This window comes from Acidovorax sp. LjRoot129 (assembly GCF_964253765.1).
Taxonomy (GTDB): domain Bacteria; phylum Pseudomonadota; class Gammaproteobacteria; order Burkholderiales; family Burkholderiaceae_C; genus Acidovorax.
On sequence record NZ_CAXUSE020000001.1, the window covers coordinates 4117972 to 4137925 of the forward strand.

The 19954-nt window shown below is 67.9% G+C and carries 19 protein-coding genes; 15 read left to right on the forward strand and 4 right to left on the reverse strand.

What is annotated here, in order from left to right:
* The first annotated feature begins 63 nt into the window (after positions 1–63).
* The 4 genes from ACSQ3Q_RS18860 (at position 64) to ACSQ3Q_RS18875 (ending at position 4567) form a co-directional block, all read left to right on the forward strand.
* A complete protein-coding gene (locus tag ACSQ3Q_RS18860; RefSeq protein WP_436135862.1) occupies positions 64–642 on the forward strand; it encodes a restriction endonuclease in 579 nt (192 codons plus the stop codon).
* A gap of 127 nt (positions 643–769) precedes the next feature.
* Positions 770–2041, forward strand: coding sequence for a patatin-like phospholipase family protein (locus tag ACSQ3Q_RS18865; RefSeq protein ID WP_436135863.1), 1272 nt, complete (start codon positions 770–772; stop codon positions 2039–2041).
* A gap of 127 nt (positions 2042–2168) precedes the next feature.
* On the forward strand, positions 2169–4283 hold the full coding sequence (metG, locus tag ACSQ3Q_RS18870) for a methionine--tRNA ligase (protein WP_436135864.1): 2115 nt from the start codon (positions 2169–2171) through the stop codon (positions 4281–4283).
* 14 nt (positions 4284–4297) lie between these two features.
* Entirely contained in the window at positions 4298–4567 is a 270-nt protein-coding gene (locus tag ACSQ3Q_RS18875; protein ID WP_436135865.1) for a hypothetical protein, read from the forward strand.
* 204 nt (positions 4568–4771) lie between these two features.
* Here ACSQ3Q_RS18875 and ACSQ3Q_RS18880 read toward each other — a convergent pair whose 3' ends face one another.
* The gene (locus ACSQ3Q_RS18880; RefSeq protein ID WP_436135866.1) at positions 4772–5443 is read right to left on the reverse strand and encodes a YitT family protein; all 672 of its coding nucleotides are present in this window, start codon (positions 5441–5443) and stop codon (positions 4772–4774) included.
* Positions 5444–5845: 402 nt separating this feature from the next.
* Here ACSQ3Q_RS18880 and ACSQ3Q_RS18885 point away from each other — a divergent pair, with 402 nt between their 5' ends.
* Positions 5846–7516: a SulP family inorganic anion transporter gene (locus ACSQ3Q_RS18885; protein ID WP_436135867.1), complete on the forward strand. Its 1671-nt coding sequence runs from the start codon at positions 5846–5848 to the stop codon at positions 7514–7516.
* A gap of 69 nt (positions 7517–7585) precedes the next feature.
* Here ACSQ3Q_RS18885 and ACSQ3Q_RS18890 read toward each other — a convergent pair whose 3' ends face one another.
* On the reverse strand, positions 7586–8098 hold the full coding sequence (locus ACSQ3Q_RS18890) for an outer membrane protein assembly factor BamE (RefSeq protein ID WP_436135868.1): 513 nt from the start codon (positions 8096–8098) through the stop codon (positions 7586–7588).
* Between the two features lie 90 nt (positions 8099–8188).
* Here ACSQ3Q_RS18890 and ACSQ3Q_RS18895 point away from each other — a divergent pair, with 90 nt between their 5' ends.
* The 9 genes from ACSQ3Q_RS18895 to bioF all read left to right on the forward strand — a co-directional run bounded on the left by ACSQ3Q_RS18895 (position 8189) and on the right by bioF (position 15827).
* The gene (locus ACSQ3Q_RS18895; RefSeq protein WP_436135869.1) at positions 8189–8395 is read left to right on the forward strand and encodes a DUF3460 family protein; all 207 of its coding nucleotides are present in this window, start codon (positions 8189–8191) and stop codon (positions 8393–8395) included.
* An 84-nt stretch (positions 8396–8479) separates the two neighbouring features.
* Positions 8480–9322: a segregation and condensation protein A gene (locus ACSQ3Q_RS18900; RefSeq protein ID WP_436135870.1), complete on the forward strand. Its 843-nt coding sequence runs from the start codon at positions 8480–8482 to the stop codon at positions 9320–9322.
* Between the two features lie 61 nt (positions 9323–9383).
* Complete coding sequence (gene nadB / locus ACSQ3Q_RS18905) at positions 9384–11003, forward strand: L-aspartate oxidase (RefSeq protein WP_436135871.1); 1620 nt, start codon at positions 9384–9386, stop codon at positions 11001–11003.
* On the forward strand, positions 11000–11635 hold the full coding sequence (gene queE / locus ACSQ3Q_RS18910; protein WP_436135872.1) for a 7-carboxy-7-deazaguanine synthase: 636 nt from the start codon (positions 11000–11002) through the stop codon (positions 11633–11635). Before nadB ends, queE begins: the two co-directional genes overlap by 4 nt.
* Positions 11636–11768: 133 nt before the next feature.
* Positions 11769–12143, forward strand: a complete 375-nt coding sequence (locus tag ACSQ3Q_RS18915) for a 6-carboxytetrahydropterin synthase (RefSeq protein WP_436135873.1) — start codon at positions 11769–11771, stop codon at positions 12141–12143.
* Between the two features lie 69 nt (positions 12144–12212).
* A complete protein-coding gene (gene panD, locus ACSQ3Q_RS18920) occupies positions 12213–12593 on the forward strand; it encodes an aspartate 1-decarboxylase (protein WP_436135874.1) in 381 nt (126 codons plus the stop codon).
* A 2-nt stretch (positions 12594–12595) separates the two neighbouring features.
* Positions 12596–13924, forward strand: coding sequence for an adenosylmethionine--8-amino-7-oxononanoate transaminase (gene bioA, locus ACSQ3Q_RS18925; protein WP_436135875.1), 1329 nt, complete (start codon positions 12596–12598; stop codon positions 13922–13924).
* Complete coding sequence (gene bioD, locus ACSQ3Q_RS18930) at positions 13921–14592, forward strand: dethiobiotin synthase (protein ID WP_436135876.1); 672 nt, start codon at positions 13921–13923, stop codon at positions 14590–14592. Before bioA ends, bioD begins: the two co-directional genes overlap by 4 nt.
* A complete protein-coding gene (gene bioF, locus ACSQ3Q_RS18935) occupies positions 14589–15827 on the forward strand; it encodes an 8-amino-7-oxononanoate synthase (RefSeq protein WP_436135877.1) in 1239 nt (412 codons plus the stop codon). Before bioD ends, bioF begins: the two co-directional genes overlap by 4 nt.
* 454 nt (positions 15828–16281) lie before the next feature.
* Here bioF and ACSQ3Q_RS18940 read toward each other — a convergent pair whose 3' ends face one another.
* Positions 16282–17040, reverse strand: coding sequence for a carbonic anhydrase (locus ACSQ3Q_RS18940; RefSeq protein WP_436135878.1), 759 nt, complete (start codon positions 17038–17040; stop codon positions 16282–16284).
* A gap of 373 nt (positions 17041–17413) precedes the next feature.
* On the opposite strand from ACSQ3Q_RS18940, the gene ACSQ3Q_RS18945 reads away from it, so the two are divergent.
* Positions 17414–17773 (forward strand): 5-carboxymethyl-2-hydroxymuconate Delta-isomerase, encoded by a 360-nt coding sequence (locus ACSQ3Q_RS18945; protein ID WP_436135879.1) that lies wholly within the window; start codon positions 17414–17416, stop codon positions 17771–17773.
* A 216-nt stretch (positions 17774–17989) separates the two neighbouring features.
* Here ACSQ3Q_RS18945 and ACSQ3Q_RS18950 read toward each other — a convergent pair whose 3' ends face one another.
* Positions 17990–19849, reverse strand: coding sequence for a chorismate-binding protein (locus ACSQ3Q_RS18950; protein ID WP_436135880.1), 1860 nt, complete (start codon positions 19847–19849; stop codon positions 17990–17992).
* Between the last annotated feature and the right edge of the window lie 105 nt (positions 19850–19954).

Here is a 19954-nt window from a genome sequence, read left to right on the forward strand (position 1 = left end):
ATGCGCACGCCTCGACGCAGCCAACGCCCCCCCAAACCGACACCCCAAAGCAAAAGGACCCCCGTGAAATTCAAGATGGCCGAAAAGTCCCTGTTTGCCATGCTGCTGCGCTCCCCCTGGTGGGTCAGCTTCCTGGTGGTCGGCCTGATCGTGGTGGCAGCGGGCGCGCTGCTGCCCAAGGAATATTTTGCGGCCGGCGCGCTGGCCAGCTTCCCCATCTTTGTGGTGGGCTGCATCGCGGCCTGGAAGCAGTTGCGTGCGCCTAAGCCCGCCCAGGTGGCCGAGATGCTGGACGCTGTCTCCAGCATGCCCTGGCGCAGTTTTGCCGACACGCTGGCCGCCGCCTGGACACGCGCGGGCTACGCGGTGGAGCGCCTGCCCGCCAACGGCGCGGCGGACCTCTCCCTCACGCAAAACGGGCGGGCCACGCTGGTCAGCGCGCGCCGCTGGAAGGCCGCCACCCACGGTGTGGAGCCGCTGCGCGACCTGCACGCCGCCATGCAGGCGCGCGATGCACAGGCCGGCATCTACGTGGCCACCCACGGCCAGCTCAGCGACAACGCGCGCATCTTTGCCCGCGACCACGGCATTGCCGTGCTGCAGGGCGACGCGGTGGCCGTGCTGCTGCTCACCCAGCGCTGATCGGCCCTGACATCGCCCCTGCGCTCGGCCCTGCACTGGGCGGCCCGCGGCGCGCCATGCGGGTTTTCCCAGATGGAGCGGCCGGGTGCGCGCTCCACACTTGGCGCACCACCCTGCCGCCTTGCCGATGCATTCGACCCACCCCCAAGAAGCCGCCCCCCACCCTGCCGCAGGCCCGGCCCACAGCGCCACCGGCCTGCTTTTGACCGGCGGCGGCGCCCGGGCGGCCTACCAGGTGGGTGTGCTGGAGGCCATTGCCGACATCCGCATCGCCTGCGGCGCAGGCCACGAGCCCAACCCGTTCCCCATCATCACCGGCACCTCGGCCGGGGCCATCAACGCTGCGGCGCTGGCCTGCGGGGCCGACAATTTCGACCGCGCGGTGCGCCGCATCGCGCGTGTGTGGCGCCAGTTCCACGCGGGCCAGGTCTACGGCGCCGATTCGCTGTCGGTGATGCGCAGCGGGGCGCGCTGGCTCACGCTGCTGTCGATGGGCTGGGCGCTGGCGCGCTGGCGCCGCATGCGGCCGCGCTCGCTGCTGGACAACGCGCCGCTCGAGAAGCTGCTGGTCAAGATGGTGCCCCTGGTGCGCCTGCCCCGGCTCATCCGCAAGGGGCACCTCACGGCGCTGGCGGTCACGGCGTCGAGCTACAGCTCGGGCGAGCACGTCACCTTTTTTGAATCCAACACCCCCGTGCAGCCCTGGGTGCGCTCGCAACGCAAGGCGGCGCGCGACCGCATCACGCACGAGCATTTGCTCGCGTCCTCGGCCATTCCGTTCATCTTCCCGGCCAAGGGCATCACGATCGACGACCACGTCGAATACTTTGGCGACGGCTCCATGCGCCAGTCCGCGCCCATCGCACCCGCCATCCACCTGGGCGCCGAGCGCATCCTGGTGATCGGCGCCGGCCGCATGCACGAGCCCAAGGGCGACACCGCTGCCAACCCCACGCCCAGCTACCCCTCGCTGGCGCAGATCGCGGGGCATGCGCTGTCCAACATCTTCCTGGATGCGCTGGCGGTGGACGTGGAGCGCGTGCAGCGCGTCAACCAGACCCTGACCCTGATCCCGGCCGACGTGCGCGCCAAGAGCGCGCTGCGCCCCATCGAACTCCTGGTCATCGCCCCGTCGCAGCGGCTGGACGCCGTGGCCGCGCGCCACGTGGGCGACCTGCCCGGCCCCGTGCGCACCATGCTGGCGGCGCTGGGCGTTACCTCCAACATGGCCGACGTGCGCGGCGCCGCGCTGGCCAGCTACCTGCTGTTCGAGGCCAGCTATACCCAGGAGCTGATGGCCCTGGGCCGCGCCGACACGCTGGCGATGCGTGCCGAAGTCTGCCGTTTCTTTGGCTGGACCGACACCGGCGCCGAGCTGCAGCCCCGCGAGCACGCCTGAAGGCCGGCCGTAGCGCCCTGCGCATCCGAACCCCGGGGAGTCCTGCCGCCCTCAGGCGCCCCACGTGTTCAAGCGGGCGGGCCCCAAGCGCCTAAAATCGCGGGTTCCGCCTGAGAAAGCCGCTTTCATGACGTCCTCCGCCCGCAACCTCTTCGTTACCACCGCCCTGCCGTATGCCAACGGCAACTTCCACATCGGCCACATCATGGAATACATCCAGGCTGACATCTGGGTGCGGTACCAGCGGATGCAGGGCCACGCAGTGAACTTCGTGGGTGCGGACGACACCCACGGCGCGCCGATCATGATTGCCGCCGAAAAGGCGGGCAAGACGCCCCAGCAGTTCGTGGCCGACATCGCCGCCGGGCGCAAGCAGTACCTCGACGGTTTTCACATCAGCTTTGACAACTGGCACAGCACCGATGCGCCAGAGAACCACGACCTGGCGCGCCAGATCTACCGCGACCTGCGCGACCGCGCCGATGGCTCGCTGATCGAGGTGCGCACCATCGAGCAGTTCTTCGACCCCGAGAAGAACATGTTTTTGCCCGACCGCTATATCAAGGGCGAATGCCCCAAGTGCCACGCCAAGGACCAGTACGGCGACAACTGCGAGGTGTGTGGCTCGGTCTACGCGCCGACCGACCTGATCAACCCGTTCTCTGCCCTGTCGGGTGCCAAGCCAGAGCTCAAGAACTCCGAGCATTTTTTCTTCAAGCTATCGGACCCGCGCTGCGTCGAATTTCTGGAGAAGTGGACGCAGGACGGCAAATTGCAGCCCGAGGTGGCCAACAAGATCAAGGAATGGTTCAGCGTGCGCACCAACCCGGACGGCACGACCAGCGAAGGCCTGGGCGACTGGGACATCAGCCGCGATGCGCCCTACTTCGGCATCGAGATTCCTGATGCACCGGGCAAGTACTTTTACGTGTGGCTCGACGCGCCCGTGGGTTACCTGGCCTCGCTGAAAAACTGGTTCGACAAGGGTGGGCCCAAGGCGAAGCACGGCGACACGCGCAGCTTTGACGACTACATGGCCGCGGCCGACACCGAGCAGTACCACTTCATCGGCAAGGACATCGTCACCTTCCACACGCTGTTCTGGCCCGCGATGCTGCACTTCAGCGGCCGCAAGACGCCCAACAACGTGTTCGTGCACGGCTTTTTGACCGTGAACAACGGCGAGAAGATGAGCAAGAGCCGCGGCACCGGACTGGACCCGCTCAAGTACCTGAGCCTGAACATGAACGCCGAGTGGCTGCGCTACTACCTGGCGGCCAAGCTGTCGGCGCGCAATGAGGACATCGACTTCAATGCCGAAGACTTCATGCTGCGCGTGAACAGCGATCTGATCGGCAAGTACGTGAACATCGCATCGCGCGCCGCGGGCTTTTTGACCAAGCGTTTTGACGGCAAGCTGACCAGCGACTTTGGCGCCACGGGCGCAGCCTTGCTGGCAGACGTGCGGGGTGCCAGTGGCGCCATCGCCCAGATGTACGAAGCGCGCGAGTACGGCAAGGCCACGCGCGAGATCATGCAACTGGCCGACAAGGTCAACGCCTATGTCGACCAGAACAAGCCTTGGGACCTGGCCAAGGACGCTGCCAACAACCAGGCCCTGCACCAGGTGTGCTCGGTGCTGATCAACACCTTTGCGGCGCTCACGCGCTACCTGGCCCCTGTGCTGCCGGGCCTGGCCCAGGCCGTGCAAGGTTTTGTGGGTGTGGACATGCAGCAGTGGGACGTGGCGGGCGACGTGCAATCGATCCAGCCCTACCAGCACCTCATGCAGCGCGTCACCCCCGAGCAGCTTGAGGCATTATTTGAGGCCCCAGCGCAGGCAGAACAATCGCTGGCAGCTACTGAAACCATAGCAGCACCTGGCGGCGAGGAGCTGGCCCCCACCATCACCATCGACGACTTCACCAAGATCGACCTGCGCATCGCGCTGATCGTGAACTGCGAGCCGGTGGAGGGATCGACCAAGCTGCTGCGCTTGACGCTGGACGTGGGCGAAGGCCGCACGCGCAATGTGTTCAGCGGCATTGCCAGCGCCTACCAGCCCGCCGACCTGATCGGCAAACACACCGTGATGGTGGCCAACCTGGCACCGCGCAAGATGAAGTTCGGCGTCTCCGAGGGCATGGTGCTGGCCGCCAGCCATGGCGACGAGAAGGCCAACCCCGGCATTTATGTGCTCAACCCCTGGCCCGGCGCCACGCCGGGCATGCGGGTGCGCTGAGCACGGCGAATCTCATGCGCCTTGGGGTGTCTCGGTCGGCAGTGGCCGCGCTGCTGCTGCCCTGGCTGATGACGGGCTGCGCGGTGGTGACTGTAGCCACCACGGCCGTGAGCGTCACCGCGTCGGCCGTAGGGCTGGCGGCCGATGCCACGGTGGGCACGGTCAAGGTGGTGGGCAAGGGCGTGGGCAAGGGCGTGGGCATGGCGGCCGATGCGCTCTCCAGCGACCCGGCGGCGGACCACAGTGGCATCCAGATTCGCGAATCCATCCGCCCTGGGCCCTGAGCCCAGGCGCCCCCTCTTGCGGCAGCGTCCCTGCGCCCGCTTGTCACCAGGCAAGCTCACTCCCCCATAGCACTTGGACTGGGCCCACGCCAAGGCCCCGCCGATTGACTGGGTTGTGAGCGGAACTCGATCCGACGCTCGCCCTGCATCCGCGAGTTGCGGCCCCGCTCAACGGCCCGCCCAACCGCCCTGCACCACGCGCCCTCAGCCGCCGTGGTACCGCCCCGGCCGGTGGCTGATCCACAAAAACCCGCTCATCACCAGCACCGCCAGCACCGAATAGGCCACGCGGTCCGGCGGCACCACAAACAGCGCCAGCAGCACCACCGTGCCGTCGATCATCATCTGCACCTTGCCGGCGCGCATGCCGTAGCGGCTTTGCAAATACAGCGACACCACGGTGGCGCCGCCCAGGCTGGAGCGGTGGCGTGCCAGAAACAGGCAACCCGTGCCCAGCAACAGCCCGCCCAGCAAGGATGCGAACAGCGGGTTGAGGTAGTCCACATGCATGACGTGCGGGAACAGCTCGGTCAGCAGCGACAGCAGGGCCACGCAGACAAAGGTCTTGATGGTGAACTCGCGGCCCATGCGCGTCCACGCGAACCAATAAAACGGCAGGTTGACCACGAAGAACAGCTTGCCGAACGAGATGCCCGTGACGTAGTGCAGCAAGAACGCCGCGCCCGCCGTGCCCCCCACCAATAGCCCCGCCTGGTTAAAGAGCATGAGCGCCATGGCCACGAACAGCGTGCCTGCAAACAGGGCCTGGGCGTCTTCGAACGCGCCGTGGCGCAGGGTGGCCGCGTCGGCAGCGGCATCGACTGCGGACGTGGCAGAGGTGGCGGGTGTGACGGAGGTGGCCGGGGTGTCAGGCATGGAGTGGTGGTCGGTCATCGAATCGGTGGGGCGCGGGCCGCGCCAGCAAATGCCGGGCAGCAAGCAATATGCCAGGGCACGGCCCGCCAGAGCAGCGGACACATGGCGCTGCCGAGGGGGATTTGAAGCATTTTTGGCCGCCACCGCTTATTCCATAAAGGTTTATTGCTATCAATATTGATAGTTTGCCCATAGGACCGCTGCTGACTCTGCACGGGCAGTGCTGCTGCTCACGCCGGCAGCTGGGCGGCCGCACGGCATGCAATGTGCTTCCCGGCTGCGCACCGTTCGCCCCAATGCACGCCGCAGCCCGCCCACCACGCACATCGACCCGGCCGCACAGCCGGCCGTGGCCCGTGCCGCAGCCTGCGAGCGCCCCCTTTCAGAGAAAGTGCCCGCCCCATGACGTCGTTTTCGCCCGCCTTCCGCCCCCGGCTGCTCGATGCGCTGCGGGGCTATGACAAGGGCCGCTGGCTGGCCGACGTGGGTGCAGGCGTCACCGTGGGCATCGTCGCGCTGCCGCTGGCCATGGCGTTTGCGATTGCCAGCGGCCTCAAGCCCGAGGCGGGGCTGTGGACGGCCATCATCGCGGGCTTTTTGATCTCGGCGCTGGGGGGCACCAATGTGCAGATTGGCGGGCCTGCAGGGGCGTTCATCGTCATCGTCTACGGCATCGTCGAGCGCTATGGCGTGGCCAACCTGCTGATCTCTACCGCCTGCGCGGGCGTGCTGCTGGTGGTGCTGGGGCTCTTCAGGCTGGGCACGCTGGTGCGCTTTGTCCCGGTGAGCATCGTCATCGGCTTTACCAACGGCATTGCGGTGCTGATCGCGCTGTCGCAGGTCAAGGACTGGCTGGGGCTGTCGATTGACCGCATGCCGGGCAATTTTTTCTCGCAGGTGGGCACGCTCGTGGAGCACGCGGGCAGCTTCAACCCGTATGCGTTCGGGCTCGGCGCGGCGTGCGTGGCGGGCTTGTTTGCCTGGCCGCGGCTCACGATGAAGGGTTCGCCGGTGATGCAGGTGCTCGAGCGCCACACCGTGCGCAACTTTGCGCGCATGCCCGCGCCGGTGGTCGCACTGGTCACGCTGAGCCTTTTGGCCTGGGCGCTGGGCTTGCCGGTCGAGACCGTCGGCTCGCGCTTTGGCGGCATTCCGCAGGCGCTGCCCGCGTTTGCGCTGCCCGATTTTTCATGGGAGACGGTGCGGCTGCTGGTCACGCCCACGCTCACCATCGCGCTCTTGGGCGCCATTGAATCGCTGCTGTGCGCGCGCGTGGCCGACCAGCTGGCCACCGACCCGCACCACAAGAAGCACGATCCCAACCAGGAGCTCATCGCCCAGGGCGTGGCCAACCTGGTGGTGCCGTTTTTTGGCGGCATGCCCGCCACGGGCACCGTCGCGCGCACGGTCACCAACATCCGCTCGGGCGCGACATCGCCCGTGGCGGGCATGGTGCACGCCGCCACGCTGGCCGTGATCGTGCTGGTGGCTGCGCCGCTGGCGCTGCACATTCCGCTGGCGGTGCTGGCAGGCATCCTGCTGTATGTGGCCTGGAACATGGGCGAGTGGCACGAGTTTGTGCGCCTCAAGCACTTCAGCAACCACTACCGGCTGCTCATGCTGGGCACGTTTTTCCTCACCGTCGTGTTCGACCTCACGGTGGCGGTAGAGGTGGGGCTGTTCATGGCCTGCGCGCTGTTTGTGCGGCGCATGAGCGGGCTGTTCCGCGTGGTGCGCCAGCCGGAGCCGGAGGGGGCAGCGGCCACTGGGCGGCCCACGGCCACCTGGCGGCTGCATGGGGCGTTGTTCTTCGGCGCTGCCGGCAAGATCGACCCCATCGTGCAGGCGGTGGAGGCCGGCCCGCCGGGCATGGACGTGGTGCTGGACGCAAGCGAGCTGGTGGCGCTGGACACCACGGGGCTCGACGCGCTGGCGCAGATCCTCAAGGCCGTGGCCGCGCGCGGGGGCCGGCTGAGCGTGGTCCACCTGCACGAGCAGCCGCGCTCGCTCATCGAACGGTCGGGCTTTGCCAGCCAGCTGGCGGCGCAAGGATTGGGGGATTTGACGGTGTGAAAACGCTGGAATGCACCCAGCAAGCGAGCGCGGGGACGCAACCGCCAGCGGGCGCGGGGGGCTTTCCGCCTATTTGCCGCCCTTGAACTCCGGCGCCTCCAGGTCGGGGCCGGTTTGCGTGCGCAGCACAAACTGGTCGGGCCCGTAAACCACGGTGAACAGCTTGGCCTGGTTGGGTGCCTCCAGGTAGCGCCAGTCCGCATGGGTTTCGCGCTTGAGCTCGTAGGGCGTGACCTTGGCGGGCTTGCCCAAGAGGCGCCGCACCTCGTCCATGCGCTGTCCGGGCGACACGCGCGCGAAATTTTCGGGGGTCAGCACCTGGCGCAGCGCGGTCATGTGGCCGTCGGGGCCGATGGTGATCATGTAGTTGACCTGGCCCGCGGGCTGGCGGTTGTACTCGAAGGTGCGGGCGCCGCCGGGCTCGTCCCAGATGTTTTCGGGGGCGCCGAAGCGGTCGCGCACATCGGCCTCGGTCGAGACACCCTCCTTGAGTTCGCTGATGCGCTGCGGGTCGCAGGCGGTGAGTGTCAGCAGGGAAAAGACGGCGGCGGCCAGAGTGGCTGCGCGATATATCAGGGTCATAAAGCGGTCCCGGTAAAATCCTTGGGCTTGAGAGCACTCCTGCGTGCTCACGGCAGTGCACAGCACGCCCTAAGAATGAGGTTAACAGTCATGTCCATTTTCCGCCGCCCCGACTACCAGTCCGACGCCACCCAGTTCATCAACGAACTCAAGACCAGCCGCCCCGAGCTGGACCAGCAGCAGCAAGCCGGCCGCGCCCTGCTGTGGGACAAGCAGGTGGACCGCAAGGCCTGGGGCGAGTACCGCGAAAGCCAGGTCGCCCAGAAGCCCTACGTCTACCAGACCAACGCGGACTGACCCGTTGGCGCTCCGTCTGGGCATCCAATTGGCCGCCAGCGCTTGATCCATAAGCGCTTGTAGCTATAAAATTAATAGCAATCGATGACCCCATCGCGCCAAGCCGAAGCCGCCGGTGACGCGGGCGGCATGCCCGACGTGGTCGACCAGGTCGCGCTGGCGCGCCTGTACGGCGAGCCGCTGTTTGCGCTGCCCACCGACCTGTACATCCCGCCCGACGCGCTCGAGGTCTTCCTCGAAGCCTTTGAAGGCCCACTCGATCTGCTGCTGTACCTGATCCGCAAGCAGAACTTCAACATCCTGGACATCCCCATGGTGGGGGTGACCAAGCAGTACCTGGCGTATGTGGACGAGATCCGCAGCCGCAACCTGGAGCTGGCGGCCGAGTATTTGCTGATGGCGGCGATGCTGATCGAGATCAAGTCGCGCATGCTGCTGCCGCCCAAGAAGCAGGCCGAAGGCGAGGAGCCCGAGGACCCGCGCGCCGAGCTGGTGCGCCGCCTGCTCGAGTACGAGCAGATGAAGATGGCCGCCGCCCGCCTGGGGCAGCTGCCGCAGTACGGGCGCGACTTTTTGAAGGCCCAGGTGTACATCGAGCAAAGCCTGCAGCCGCGCTTTCCAGACGTGCACGTGGTGGAGCTGCAGGACGCCTGGCGCGACATCCTCAAGCGCGCCAAGCTCGTGCAGCACCACAAGATCACACGCGAGGAGCTCTCGGTGCGCGAGTACATGAGCATGGTGCTCAAGACCCTGCAGGGCCGCCGTTTTGTCGAGTTCGAAGAGCTCTTCGAGCCCGAGAACGGCAGCACCGTACTGGTCGTGACCTTCATCGCGCTGCTGGAGCTGGCCAAGGAAACGCTGATCGAGATCACGCAGGCCGAGGCCTTCGCGCCGATCTACGTGCGCCTGGCCTATACCCCCGCGTAGCGCCCCCTTCCACCGCCGGGCCGGTGGCCGTGGCATTCCCTCTTCTCCCCATCGCAACGCCATGGCATCCCACGACTTCGACGTCCTCATCGTAGGCAGCGGCCTTGCCGGCCTTTCGGCCGCGCTGCACCTGGCCCCCACGCACCGCGTGGCGGTGATCACCAAGCGCGCGCTGCAGGATGGCTCCAGCGGCTGGGCGCAGGGCGGCATTGCGGCCGTGCTGGCCGATGATGACAGCTTTGCGGCGCACATCGAAGACACGCTGGTCGCAGGCGCCGGCCTGTGCGACCTGGCCACCACGCGCTTCGTGGTGGAGAACGCCCCCGCATCGATCGCCTGGCTGCGCGAGCTGGGCGTGCCCTTCACGCTCGAAGGCGACCAGCTGCACCTGACGCGCGAAGGCGGCCACAGCGCGCGGCGCATCGCGCACGTGACCGATGCCACCGGCGCGGCCGTGCAGCGCACGCTGATCGAGGTGGTGCGCGCCACGCCCGGCATCACGGTGTTCGAGCACCACACGCTGGTGGACCTGATCACCACGCGCAAGCTCGGCCTGCCCGGTCACCGGTGTCTTGGCCTGTATGCGCTGGACAGCGACACCGATTCCGTTGTGACATTCCGCGCGCCGCAGACCATCCTGGCCACGGGTGGCGCAGGCAAGGTGTACCTGTACACCACCAACCCCGACACCGCCACGGGCGACGGCATTGCCGCCGCCTGGCGCGCGGGCTGCCGCGTGGCGAACATGGAGTTCATCCAGTTCCACCCCACGGGGCTGTACCACCCGCACGAAAAGTCCTTCCTCATCAGCGAGGCGGTGCGGGGCGAAGGCGGAAGGCTGCTGCTACCCCCTTCGGCGGGCGGCACGCGCTTCATGCTGGACCACGACCCGCGCGCCGAGCTGGCCCCGCGCGACGTGGTGGCCCGCGCCATCGACTTTGAGATGAAGAAACATGGCCTGGACTGCGTGCACCTCGATATCTCGCACCAGAGCCCGGCGTTTTTGCAGGAACACTTCCCCAACATCCTCGCGCACTGCGCGTCGCTGGGCATCGACATCACCAAAGAGCCTATCCCCGTGGTGCCCACCGCACACTTCACCTGCGGCGGCGTGCTGACCGACCTGGCCGGCCGCACCGACCTGCCGGGCCTGCACGCCGTGGGCGAAGTGGCCTGCACCGGCCTGCACGGCGCCAACCGGCTGGCCAGCAATTCGCTGCTCGAATGCATGGTGTTCGCGCGCGCCGCGGCCCAGGCCATTGCCGCAGCGCCCGCGGCCGAGCTGCCCGCCCTGCCCGCCTGGGACGACAGCCGCGTGACCGACGCCGACGAGTGCGTGGTCATCTCGCACAACTGGGACGAGCTGCGCCGCTTCATGTGGGACTACGTGGGCATCGTGCGCACCAACAAGCGCCTGGAGCGCGCCGCGCACCGCATCGCCACGCTGCAGGGCGAGATCAACGAGTTCTACGCGCACTTTCACGTCACGCGCGACCTGCTGGAGCTGCGCAACCTGGTGCAGGTGGCGGACCTCATCGTGCAGAGCGCACAGATGCGCCGCGAAAGCCGGGGCCTGCACTTCAGCCGCGACTACCCCGAGCTGGCCGCGCCCGCTGCGCCCACCATCCTCGTACCGCCGTTAGCCAGGCGCACCGCAGACAAACCGAGCCTGCGGCCATGACCTACAGCGTCAAGGAAATTTTCTACACCCTGCAGGGCGAAGGCGGCCAGGCGGGCACGCCCGCCGTGTTCTGCCGCTTTGCGGGCTGCAACCTCTGGACGGGCCGCGAGCAGGACCGCGCGCAGGCCGTCTGCCAGTTCTGCGACACCGACTTCGTCGGCACCGACGGCACGCTGGGCGGCAAATTCGATACCGCCACGCGGCTGGCCGACACCATCGCAGCGCAGTGGCCCACCGGCGCGGCCCACCGCCTGGTGGTGCTGACCGGCGGCGAGCCCCTGCTGCAGGTGGATGCAGCGCTCATCGACGCGCTCCACGCGCAGCAGTTCCGCATTGCCGTGGAAAGCAACGGCACCGTGCAGGCACCCGAGGGCATCGACTGGCTGTGCATCAGCCCCAAGGCCGGCGCGCCGTTCGTGCAGCGCAGCGGGCAGGAGCTCAAGCTCGTGTGGCCCCAGCCCGGGTTCGACCTGCGGGCATTGGAGCGTGACACGCAGTTCGGCCACCGCTTTTTGCAACCCATGGATGGCCTGCTGCAGCGCCAGAACACTGCCGCCTGCATCGACGCCTGTTTGGCCAACCCCGCGTGGCGCCTGAGCCTACAGACCCACAAGCTCACCGGCATCCGGTAGGAGAGGCCAATAAAACTCCCCTGGCGTCGTTGTCCCGCCTTGTCGTACTACTCGTACTGCCTACGGCGGAACGCCTAGCCAGGGCCGCTTCGCTGAGCTTTATTTGCCTCTCTAAGCCCTTTCAAATCACCGTATGTTGTTCACCATTTCCCAGCGCTTCTTCTTCGACGCCGCCCACACCCTGCGCCGCGAGATCGAGGCCGAAGGCAGCCGCCGCGTGCACGGCCACACCTACCACGCCGAGGTATCCCTGAGTGGCCCGCGCGACCCCGCCACCGGCATGGTGCTGGACCTGGGTCTGCTGCGCCGAGGGCTGGAGGTGGTGCGCGAGCAGCTGGACCACCACATGCTCGACGACGTGCCCGGCCTGGGTACACCCACGCTGGAGAACCTGTGTGTTTTTATCGCCCAGGCCCTGCCCGCCGACCTGCAGCCGCGCGTCAGCCGGGTTCGGGTGTGGCGCGATGCGCTCGGCGACAGCTGCACGCTGGACTTCACGCCTGCCTGAAGGGCACTGCGCTCCCTGCCCGTCGGCAGCCCACCCTCCCAGATTCCAAGACTTCACCCAGGAAGCCCGATGTTCCGTACCCTGCTCAAATCCAAGATCCACCGCGTCGCCGTGACCCAGTGCGAGCTGCACTACGAGGGCTCCTGCGCCATCGACGAGGACCTGCTAGCCGCGGCCAACATTGCCGAAAACGAGCAGATCCACATCTGGAACATCAACAACGGCGAGCGATTTGTCACCTACGCCATCAAGGGCCAGCGCGGCAGCGGGATGATCTCGGTCAACGGCTCGGCCGCGCGCCGTGCCTCCGCTGGCGACCTCATCATCATTGCGGCCTTCGCCCAGGTACACGAGGACCAGGTGCCCACCCACCAGCCCCAGCTGGTGTTTGTGGACGAGCACAACCGCCAGACCGAACTGCGCCACGCCGTGCCCACCCAAGTGGTCTGAACATGCAGCCCACGCACGACGGGCTCGCGGCCCGCAGCCTCGCCAGCGTCTGGCACCCCTGCACGCAGATGAAGCGGCACGAAGCCCAGCCGCCCGTGGCCATCGCCCGCGCGCAAGGCCCTTGGCTTTATGGCACCGATGGCCGGCGCTACCTGGACGGCATCAGCTCCTGGTGGGTCAACCTGTTTGGCCACAGCCACCCGCACATCCAGGCCGCGCTGGTGGACCAACTGGGCAAGCTCGACCACGTGATGCTCGCAGGCTTCACGCATGCGCCGGTGGTGGAGCTGTCGGAGCGCCTGGCTGCGCTCACCGGCCTGGGCCATGCGTTCTACGGCAGCGACGGCGCGGCGGCCACCGAGATCGCGCTGAAGATGAGCGCGCACTACTGGCGCAACATGGGGCGCCCCGCCAAGAGCCGCTTTGTGGGCCTGGCCGGGGGCTACCACGGCGAGACGGTGGGCGCGCTGGCCGTGACCGACATCGCGATCTTCCGCGAGGCCTATGCCCCGCTGGTGCGCCTGGCCGACACCGTGCCCAGCCCCGATGCACGCGGCGCCGCTGCCGGTGAGAACGCTGACGATGTGGCGCGGCGCGCCATTGCCGCGCTGGAAATCTGGCTGGCAGAACACCACGAAACCACCGCCGCCTTCATCGTCGAGCCGCTGGTGCAGTGCGCCGCCGGCATGGCGATGCACAGCCCCGAATACCTGCGCCTGGCGCGCGCGCTGTGCAGCCGCTACGAGGTGCACCTGGTGGTGGACGAGATCGCGGTGGGCTTTGGCCGCACGGGCACCATGTTTGCGCACCAGCAGGCGGGCATCCGCCCGGATTTCATTTGTCTGTCCAAAGGCCTCACGGGCGGCACGCTGCCCCTGTCGGCCGTGCTGACCACCGATGGGGTGTACGCCGCGTTCTACGACGACGATGTGGCGCGGGGCTTTCTGCATTCGCACTCGTACACCGGCAACCCCCTGGCCTGCCGCGCGGCGCTGGCCACGTTGGAACTGTTCGACGAGCTCGATGCCCTGAACGCCAACGCGACCCTGGCCCTGCGCCTCGACGCCGCCTGTGCGCCTCTCACCCACCATCCGCGCGTGCGCCATGCGCGCCGTCTGGGGATGATCTGGGCCTGGGACATTGATACGGCAGCCCCCGACTTTGCACGCCGCTACCACCAGCACGCCATGGCGCGTGGGCTGGTGCTGCGGCCTATTGGAAATACGTTGTACGCCATGCCACCCTATGCGCTGGATGAAGAGGCCGTGCAGTGCCTTGCCAGCGGTGCGCTCGACGCGCTGAACGCCACTCTGCACGAGGAGAACCCATGATTGGATGTTTTGTCACCGGCACCGACACAGGCGTCGGCAAGACGCTGGTGTCCACCGGCTTGCTGCACGCCCTGGCGCCGCACCACCGCCGCGTGGTTGGCATGAAGCCCGTGGCGGCGGGCGTGGTGCCCTGGGGCGAGGACTGGGCGAGCGAAGACGCGATCGCGCTGCGCTCGGCCTCCACCCTGGCGGTGCCGCCCGAGCTGGACAACCCGGTGCTGCTGCTCGACGCGCTCTCACCGCATATCGCGGCCGAGCGGGCCGGGGTGCAGATCGATATCGCAGCCATCGTGCGCAGCTACCAGGCGCTGGCGGCTGCCGCCGACGCGGTGGTGGTCGAAGGCGCGGGCGGATTTCATGTGCCGCTGACCGACACGCAGACCGGCGCCGACCTGGCGCAGGCCCTGGCGCTCCCCGTGGTGCTGGTCGTGGGCCTGCGCCTGGGCTGCCTCAGCCATGCGCTGCTCACGGCCGAAGCCATCCGCGCGCGCGGCCTCACACTGGCCGGCTGGGTAGCCAACCGTGTGGACCCCGAGATGGAGGCCGCCGACGAAAACATCGCCTACCTGCGTGCCCGCCTGGGCGCACCACTGCTGGCCGACGTACCGCACCAGGAGCTGCCCGACGCGCGCAGCCTGGTGTTTGAACTCCCGGGGGCCTGGCTGTGACGGCGCCCTCCTCGGCCACGTCGTGGTTGGACGAAATCCCCGCGCAGCTCGCCGACATCGAGCAAGCCCACCTGCTGCGCCGCCGGCGTGTCGTGCAGCCCGGCGGCGGTGCGCGGCTGATGGTGGACGGCCAGCAGATGCTCGCGTTTTGCAGCAACGACTACCTGGGCCTGGCCAGCCACCCTGCGCTGGCCGAGGCTGCGCGCGAAGCCACGCACACCTTTGGCGTGGGCTCGGGCGGATCGCCCCTGGTCAGCGGGCACAGCGCCGCCAACGATGCGCTGGAGCACGAGCTGGCCGCCTACGTGCAGCTGCCCCGGGCGCTGTACTTTTATGCGGGCTACGCCACCAACACCGGCATCATCCCCGCGCTGGTGGGTGCGGGCGACGCGCTGTTTTCCGATGCGCTCAACCACGCCTGCCTGATCGACGGCGCACGCCTGTCGCGCGCCACCATCCACCGCTATCCCCATGCCGACCTGGTGGCACTGGAGGCGCTGCTCGCCGCCAGCCCCGCGCGGCGCAAGCTGGTGGTGAGCGATGCAGTGTTCAGCATGGACGGCGATCTGATCGACATCCCGGCGCTGCTGGCGCTGTGCGAGCGCTACGACGCGCTGCTGCTGCTGGACGATGCCCACGGGTTTGGCGTGCTCGGCCCCCAAGGGCGCGGCAGCCTGGCGCACACGGGCCTGACCGGCACCGCCGCATCGCGCCGCGTGCTCTATATGGCCACGCTGGGCAAGGCTGCGGGCGTGGCCGGCGCTTTTGTGGCTGGCAACGCCACGCTCATCGAATGGCTGCTGCAGAAAACGCGCACCTACATCTTCGCCACAGCCGCGCCGCCGCTGCTGGCTGCAGCGCTGCGCCAGAGCCTGGTGCTGATGGCCGCGGCCGACGACCGGCGCGAACACCTGCGCCAGCGCATCGCCCAGTTGCGCACGGGCCTGGCCACGCTGCTGGGTGCGGCACCGGGTGCGCAGGGCTGGCAGCTGCTGCCCTCACACACCGCCGTGCAGGCGCTGGTGGTTGGCAGCAATGAGGCCGCGCTGGCCCTGATGGAAAGCCTGCGCCAAAGCGGCCTGTGGGTACCGGCGATTCGTCCTCCGACCGTGCCAGTGGGCACGGCCCGGCTGCGCATTGCGCTGTCGGCGGCACACACCGAAGACGATGTCGACCAGTTGCTGCAGGCGCTGCACCGATACGCCGCGGAGTGCACAGCGACAGCACAGGCCTGAGAACCTGTTCAAAGTCTTGTTGGAGATCGCATTGGAGTGCAATCGGAACGAGTGGATGCTTCGGATGCGCCGCATGGGCTCGTGCCCATGCAAGCAGCCGGGGCGTCCAATCGCCCGATTTCACTCCAACCCTTCGGGCAAGTGCCTTGCCGGGCGGTCTGCGGCGTTGCGGCGCTTGTGGATAGCCGTGCTATCCACTGCGCACCGCGCCTTGCATCCCATCCCGGCAAGGTACTTGTGCGACTCCAAAAAGACATTGAACAGGTTCTGAGGTTTCAACGCCCTGGGCGCTGCGCATGAAACGACGCGGCCGAAGCCAGTGCTCCCGTGCAAGGGCCGCCAAGCCGCGTATGCGGCGCTTCGCTTGCGTGCACCGGGAGCGTCCCCGTCCCGACTCGCGCAGCGGGTCGAGAGAGGGGTGAAGGCGCGGCAGCGCCTCAGGGGGTGTTTCCGTTCACGTGCTTTCCTTGACCACGCGGCCATGCAGTTGCTGCAGTGGCCGTGCGTTGGCGCTGTACATCTGGCGGAACGACTTGATCTGCGCGGCGCTGAGCTTGACGGGTTCCTTGAGCACCATCCACTTCACGCCTTCGGAGCAGGGTGGCGTGGTGAGCGAGCCATCAAAGCTGTAGTAGCCCTTGCTGGCGGGCAGCAGGGTGCTGGCGTCCAGGCTCAGGCCATCCACCGTCACCTGTTCACCCACGCGCGGCAGGTGCGCAAAGATGGGGGCCCAGGCCGCGTTGGTCTTGCCCGGCTGGATCAGCACGGCCACGACACCGAGGCCGCCCTCGGCGCTCTTGTGCACGAAGTGCGCCACCATGGCCGCGCGCTTGCCGCCAATGGCTTCTTCGCTGGGGGTGTGGAAGTGGAACTGCAGCAACTCCATCGGCTTGCCGTCGACCACCAGCTTGCTGCCGGCGGGCATGTTGACCTGCACCGTGTGGCCGTTGTTCACCAGCGTGGGGGCACCCGCTGCGTACTGGAACTCCAGCGCAGGCAGGGCTTCCTTCACGGTCTTGCGGATGTCGATAGGGCTTTGCGCCGCACCGCGGGCGCAGGCTTCGAAGCCGGCCTCAAGCTCGCCCCAGTGGGCAGCACCGTGCTTGCCCTTGTATTCCCAATGGGGTTTGGCGCCCTCAGCGCTGGCCCAGGTGACAGCGCACAGCGCGAGGGCAGCCACTGCGGTGTGTCGGATCAATGTTTGGTATGTCATGGTTTTATTGAAAACAACAGGGATGGGTTGCTGCCGCCGCATTGCCCCGGTGCCGCACACCAGCACCTCCTGGCCCGGCGGGGCCGGCAAGGACGTCTGGGCGCGGCACCGGCACAAGGCCAGCCAGCAGCGCAATCCCCGCCGAGGGCGGGGACACCCGGATTCTGAACACGCCGCCTGCCGCCCAGCAACCAAAATCTTGGCCGGGTCCGGCGGCTGTGTCTCGCGGAAAACACGAGGCACAGCGCGGCGGGCCCATGCTGCGCCGCGAGTCTTAACAGCCCCTTAAACTGGTGGGCTGGACTGAACGCGCCCACAAACCACCGTGTAAACCGGGCGCGTACCCCTTTGAACGGACCGGAACCGAACCACCATGCCCCACCTCGTCGTCGAATACTCCGCCAACCTGCCCCACTTTCCGGAGGCCGAAACCCTGACCGAGCTCAACACGGCCCTGTGCGCCCACCCCGAAGTGCAAGACGAGGCGGACCTGAAGACCCGCTTCGTCGTGGCCGACAGCTTCGAGATCGGCACCGCCCCGGCCCACCGCGGCTTTGTGCACGCGCAACTGCGCCTGCTGTCGGGCCGCACGCCCGAAGCCAAGAAGGACCTGTCGCAGCGCATCGCCGCCGTGTTGCGCGAACGCACGCCGCGCCCCCAGGGTGTGATGGTGCAGCTGAGCGTGGAAGTGGTGGACATGGACCGCGGCTCGTACGCCAAAGAACGGCTGTAAGCCCCGGGCCGCCGCGGAGGGCGGCTAGAGGGAAAAAATCAAAGAAAAATAGGCTCTAGCGCTTGTATATCAAGCGTTTATAGCTATTAAAACAATAGCAAATGAGTTCAAGGGCTTGTGCGCGAACGGCACGCCGGCGACTCTGTCGCGTTGTGGTGCCGCGGCTTTCGGTGCCGCAGCGCTCCGTGGCAGCCCCGCCGTTTGCGGCCCGCAGCTTCAGCCGGGCGCCGCCACCAGCTCCGCCTCCAGCCAGCCGCGCAGGCTATTGATGAAGGCCCAGCCCTGCACGCGGGGCACGTCCTCCAGGCGCAGCACATCCTCCACCACACGGCCTTCGGCCAGGACTGCAGCGCGGCCCACGCCGGGCAGCAGGCCGCAGGCCAGCGGTGGGGTGATCCAGCGGCCGTCGAGCAGCGCAGCGATATTGCCGAAGGTGGTTTCGGTGATCTCGCCGGCCTCGTTCCACAACACCGTGTCGAACACACCGGCCGCCTTGGGCGCAAACGCCGCGTAGTGGTCGCGCCGCGTGGTCTTGTAGCGCACAAACTCGCTGTGCGCGGCCAGGAAAGGACTGCTGGCCAGTTGCAGGCGCACCGGCTCTGCGGTGGGCAGCAGCGCAAAGGCCTCAACGCGGGCGCTGCCATCTGAGGCCAGCAGCAGGCGCACGCGCCAGTCGCCGTCCAGGTGCTGGAGCGCCGCAATCTGCAGCTCCTGCCGCACCCCGTGCACACGGCACGGAAATCCAAAATGTTCGGCCGCCTCGCTCATGCGCTGCACGTGGGGGCCCGCGTGCTGAAACTTGCCGTGGTTCAAGGCCAGGGTTTCCAGGATCTCGAAGGGCGCGCTGGCGCGCTCAAGGAACGCCCGCTTGTGCCGCCACTCCGCCCATTCCGCATCCACCTGCGCACCAGACGTGATGCCGCTGCCGATCCCGCAGCTCACGCTGTGCTCGCCCCGCTCTGCGGCTGGCAGGGCTTCAGCAGCCGCATCGGCGCCCTTTGCGGCGGCGTGCACCACCACGGTTCGGATCGGCACATTGAATGTCGCGGCCACCGCGTACCGGCCATCCGCCCCTGCAGCGCCCGCGGGCCGCACCACGCCCACGGCACCGCAGTACACGCCGCGCGGCGCGGGCTCCAGCGCGTGGATCATCTGCATCGCCCGCACCTTGGGCGCTCCCGTGACGGAGCCGCAGGGGAACAGCGCCGCAAACACATCGGTGAGCGTGGTCCCGGGGCGCGTGCGGGCCACCACATCGGACGTCATCTGCCACACCGTGGGCAGCGCTTCGGTGGCAAACAGCGCCGGCACGCGCACGCTGTGCGGCACGGCAATGCGCGAGAGGTCGTTGCGCAGCAGGTCCACGATCATCACGTTCTCGGCCCGCTCCTTGGCCGACGCGCGCAGCCGCGCCTCCACCGCAGCATCGGCCTCGGGGGTGGCACCGCGCGGCGCTGTGCCCTTCATGGGGCGGGCCAAAATGGCGCCACCGTCGGGCGCATCGCACCAGTCAAAAAACAATTCGGGCGAGACGGACAGCACCTGGTCGCCGCCGGTATCGATGTGGGCGGCATAACCGCCCGGCTGCGCCCGCTGCAGCGCGGCGAACAGGCCGCTGGCGCTGCCTTGCAGCGTGCCGTGCAGGGGCGCGGTGTAGTTGACCTGGTAGAGCTCGCCAGCACCGATGGCCTGCTGAATGTGGGCCATGGCGCTGTCGAAGTCGCTGCGGCTGAGGGTGTCCTGCCACGTGACCTGGGCGGGCGGCGCGCTGTCGTCGGCGGGCCAGGGCTCGGGTTCGTCGTACACCGCAAACCAGGCCAGGGGCTCTGCCCCCCCGGCGCCCGCCACGCCATGGGTCTGCAGCGCGGCATCGAAGGCGGCTGCGGCCTCGTAGCGCACATAGCCCACGCACCACTGGCCGCGCGCGGCCGCGCCGTGCACGGCGTCGAGCACCTTGCGCACCTCGCCCGCCGTGGCAGCCGCCAGCACCCTGCGCGGCGCACGGAAGGCGTGGCGCAGGCGCGGGGCCGCGGGGTCTTGCGGCTGGGTGAAGTCGATGCGGGAAGTGGTGGTCAAAACAGGGCCCGGTGGCGGGTCACGGTCGGCGCCGGTAGCGGTACAAATGGTAGCAAAGGATGCCGTTCACCGAGCTCAGAGCGGCTAACAAAACTCAGCGAAGCG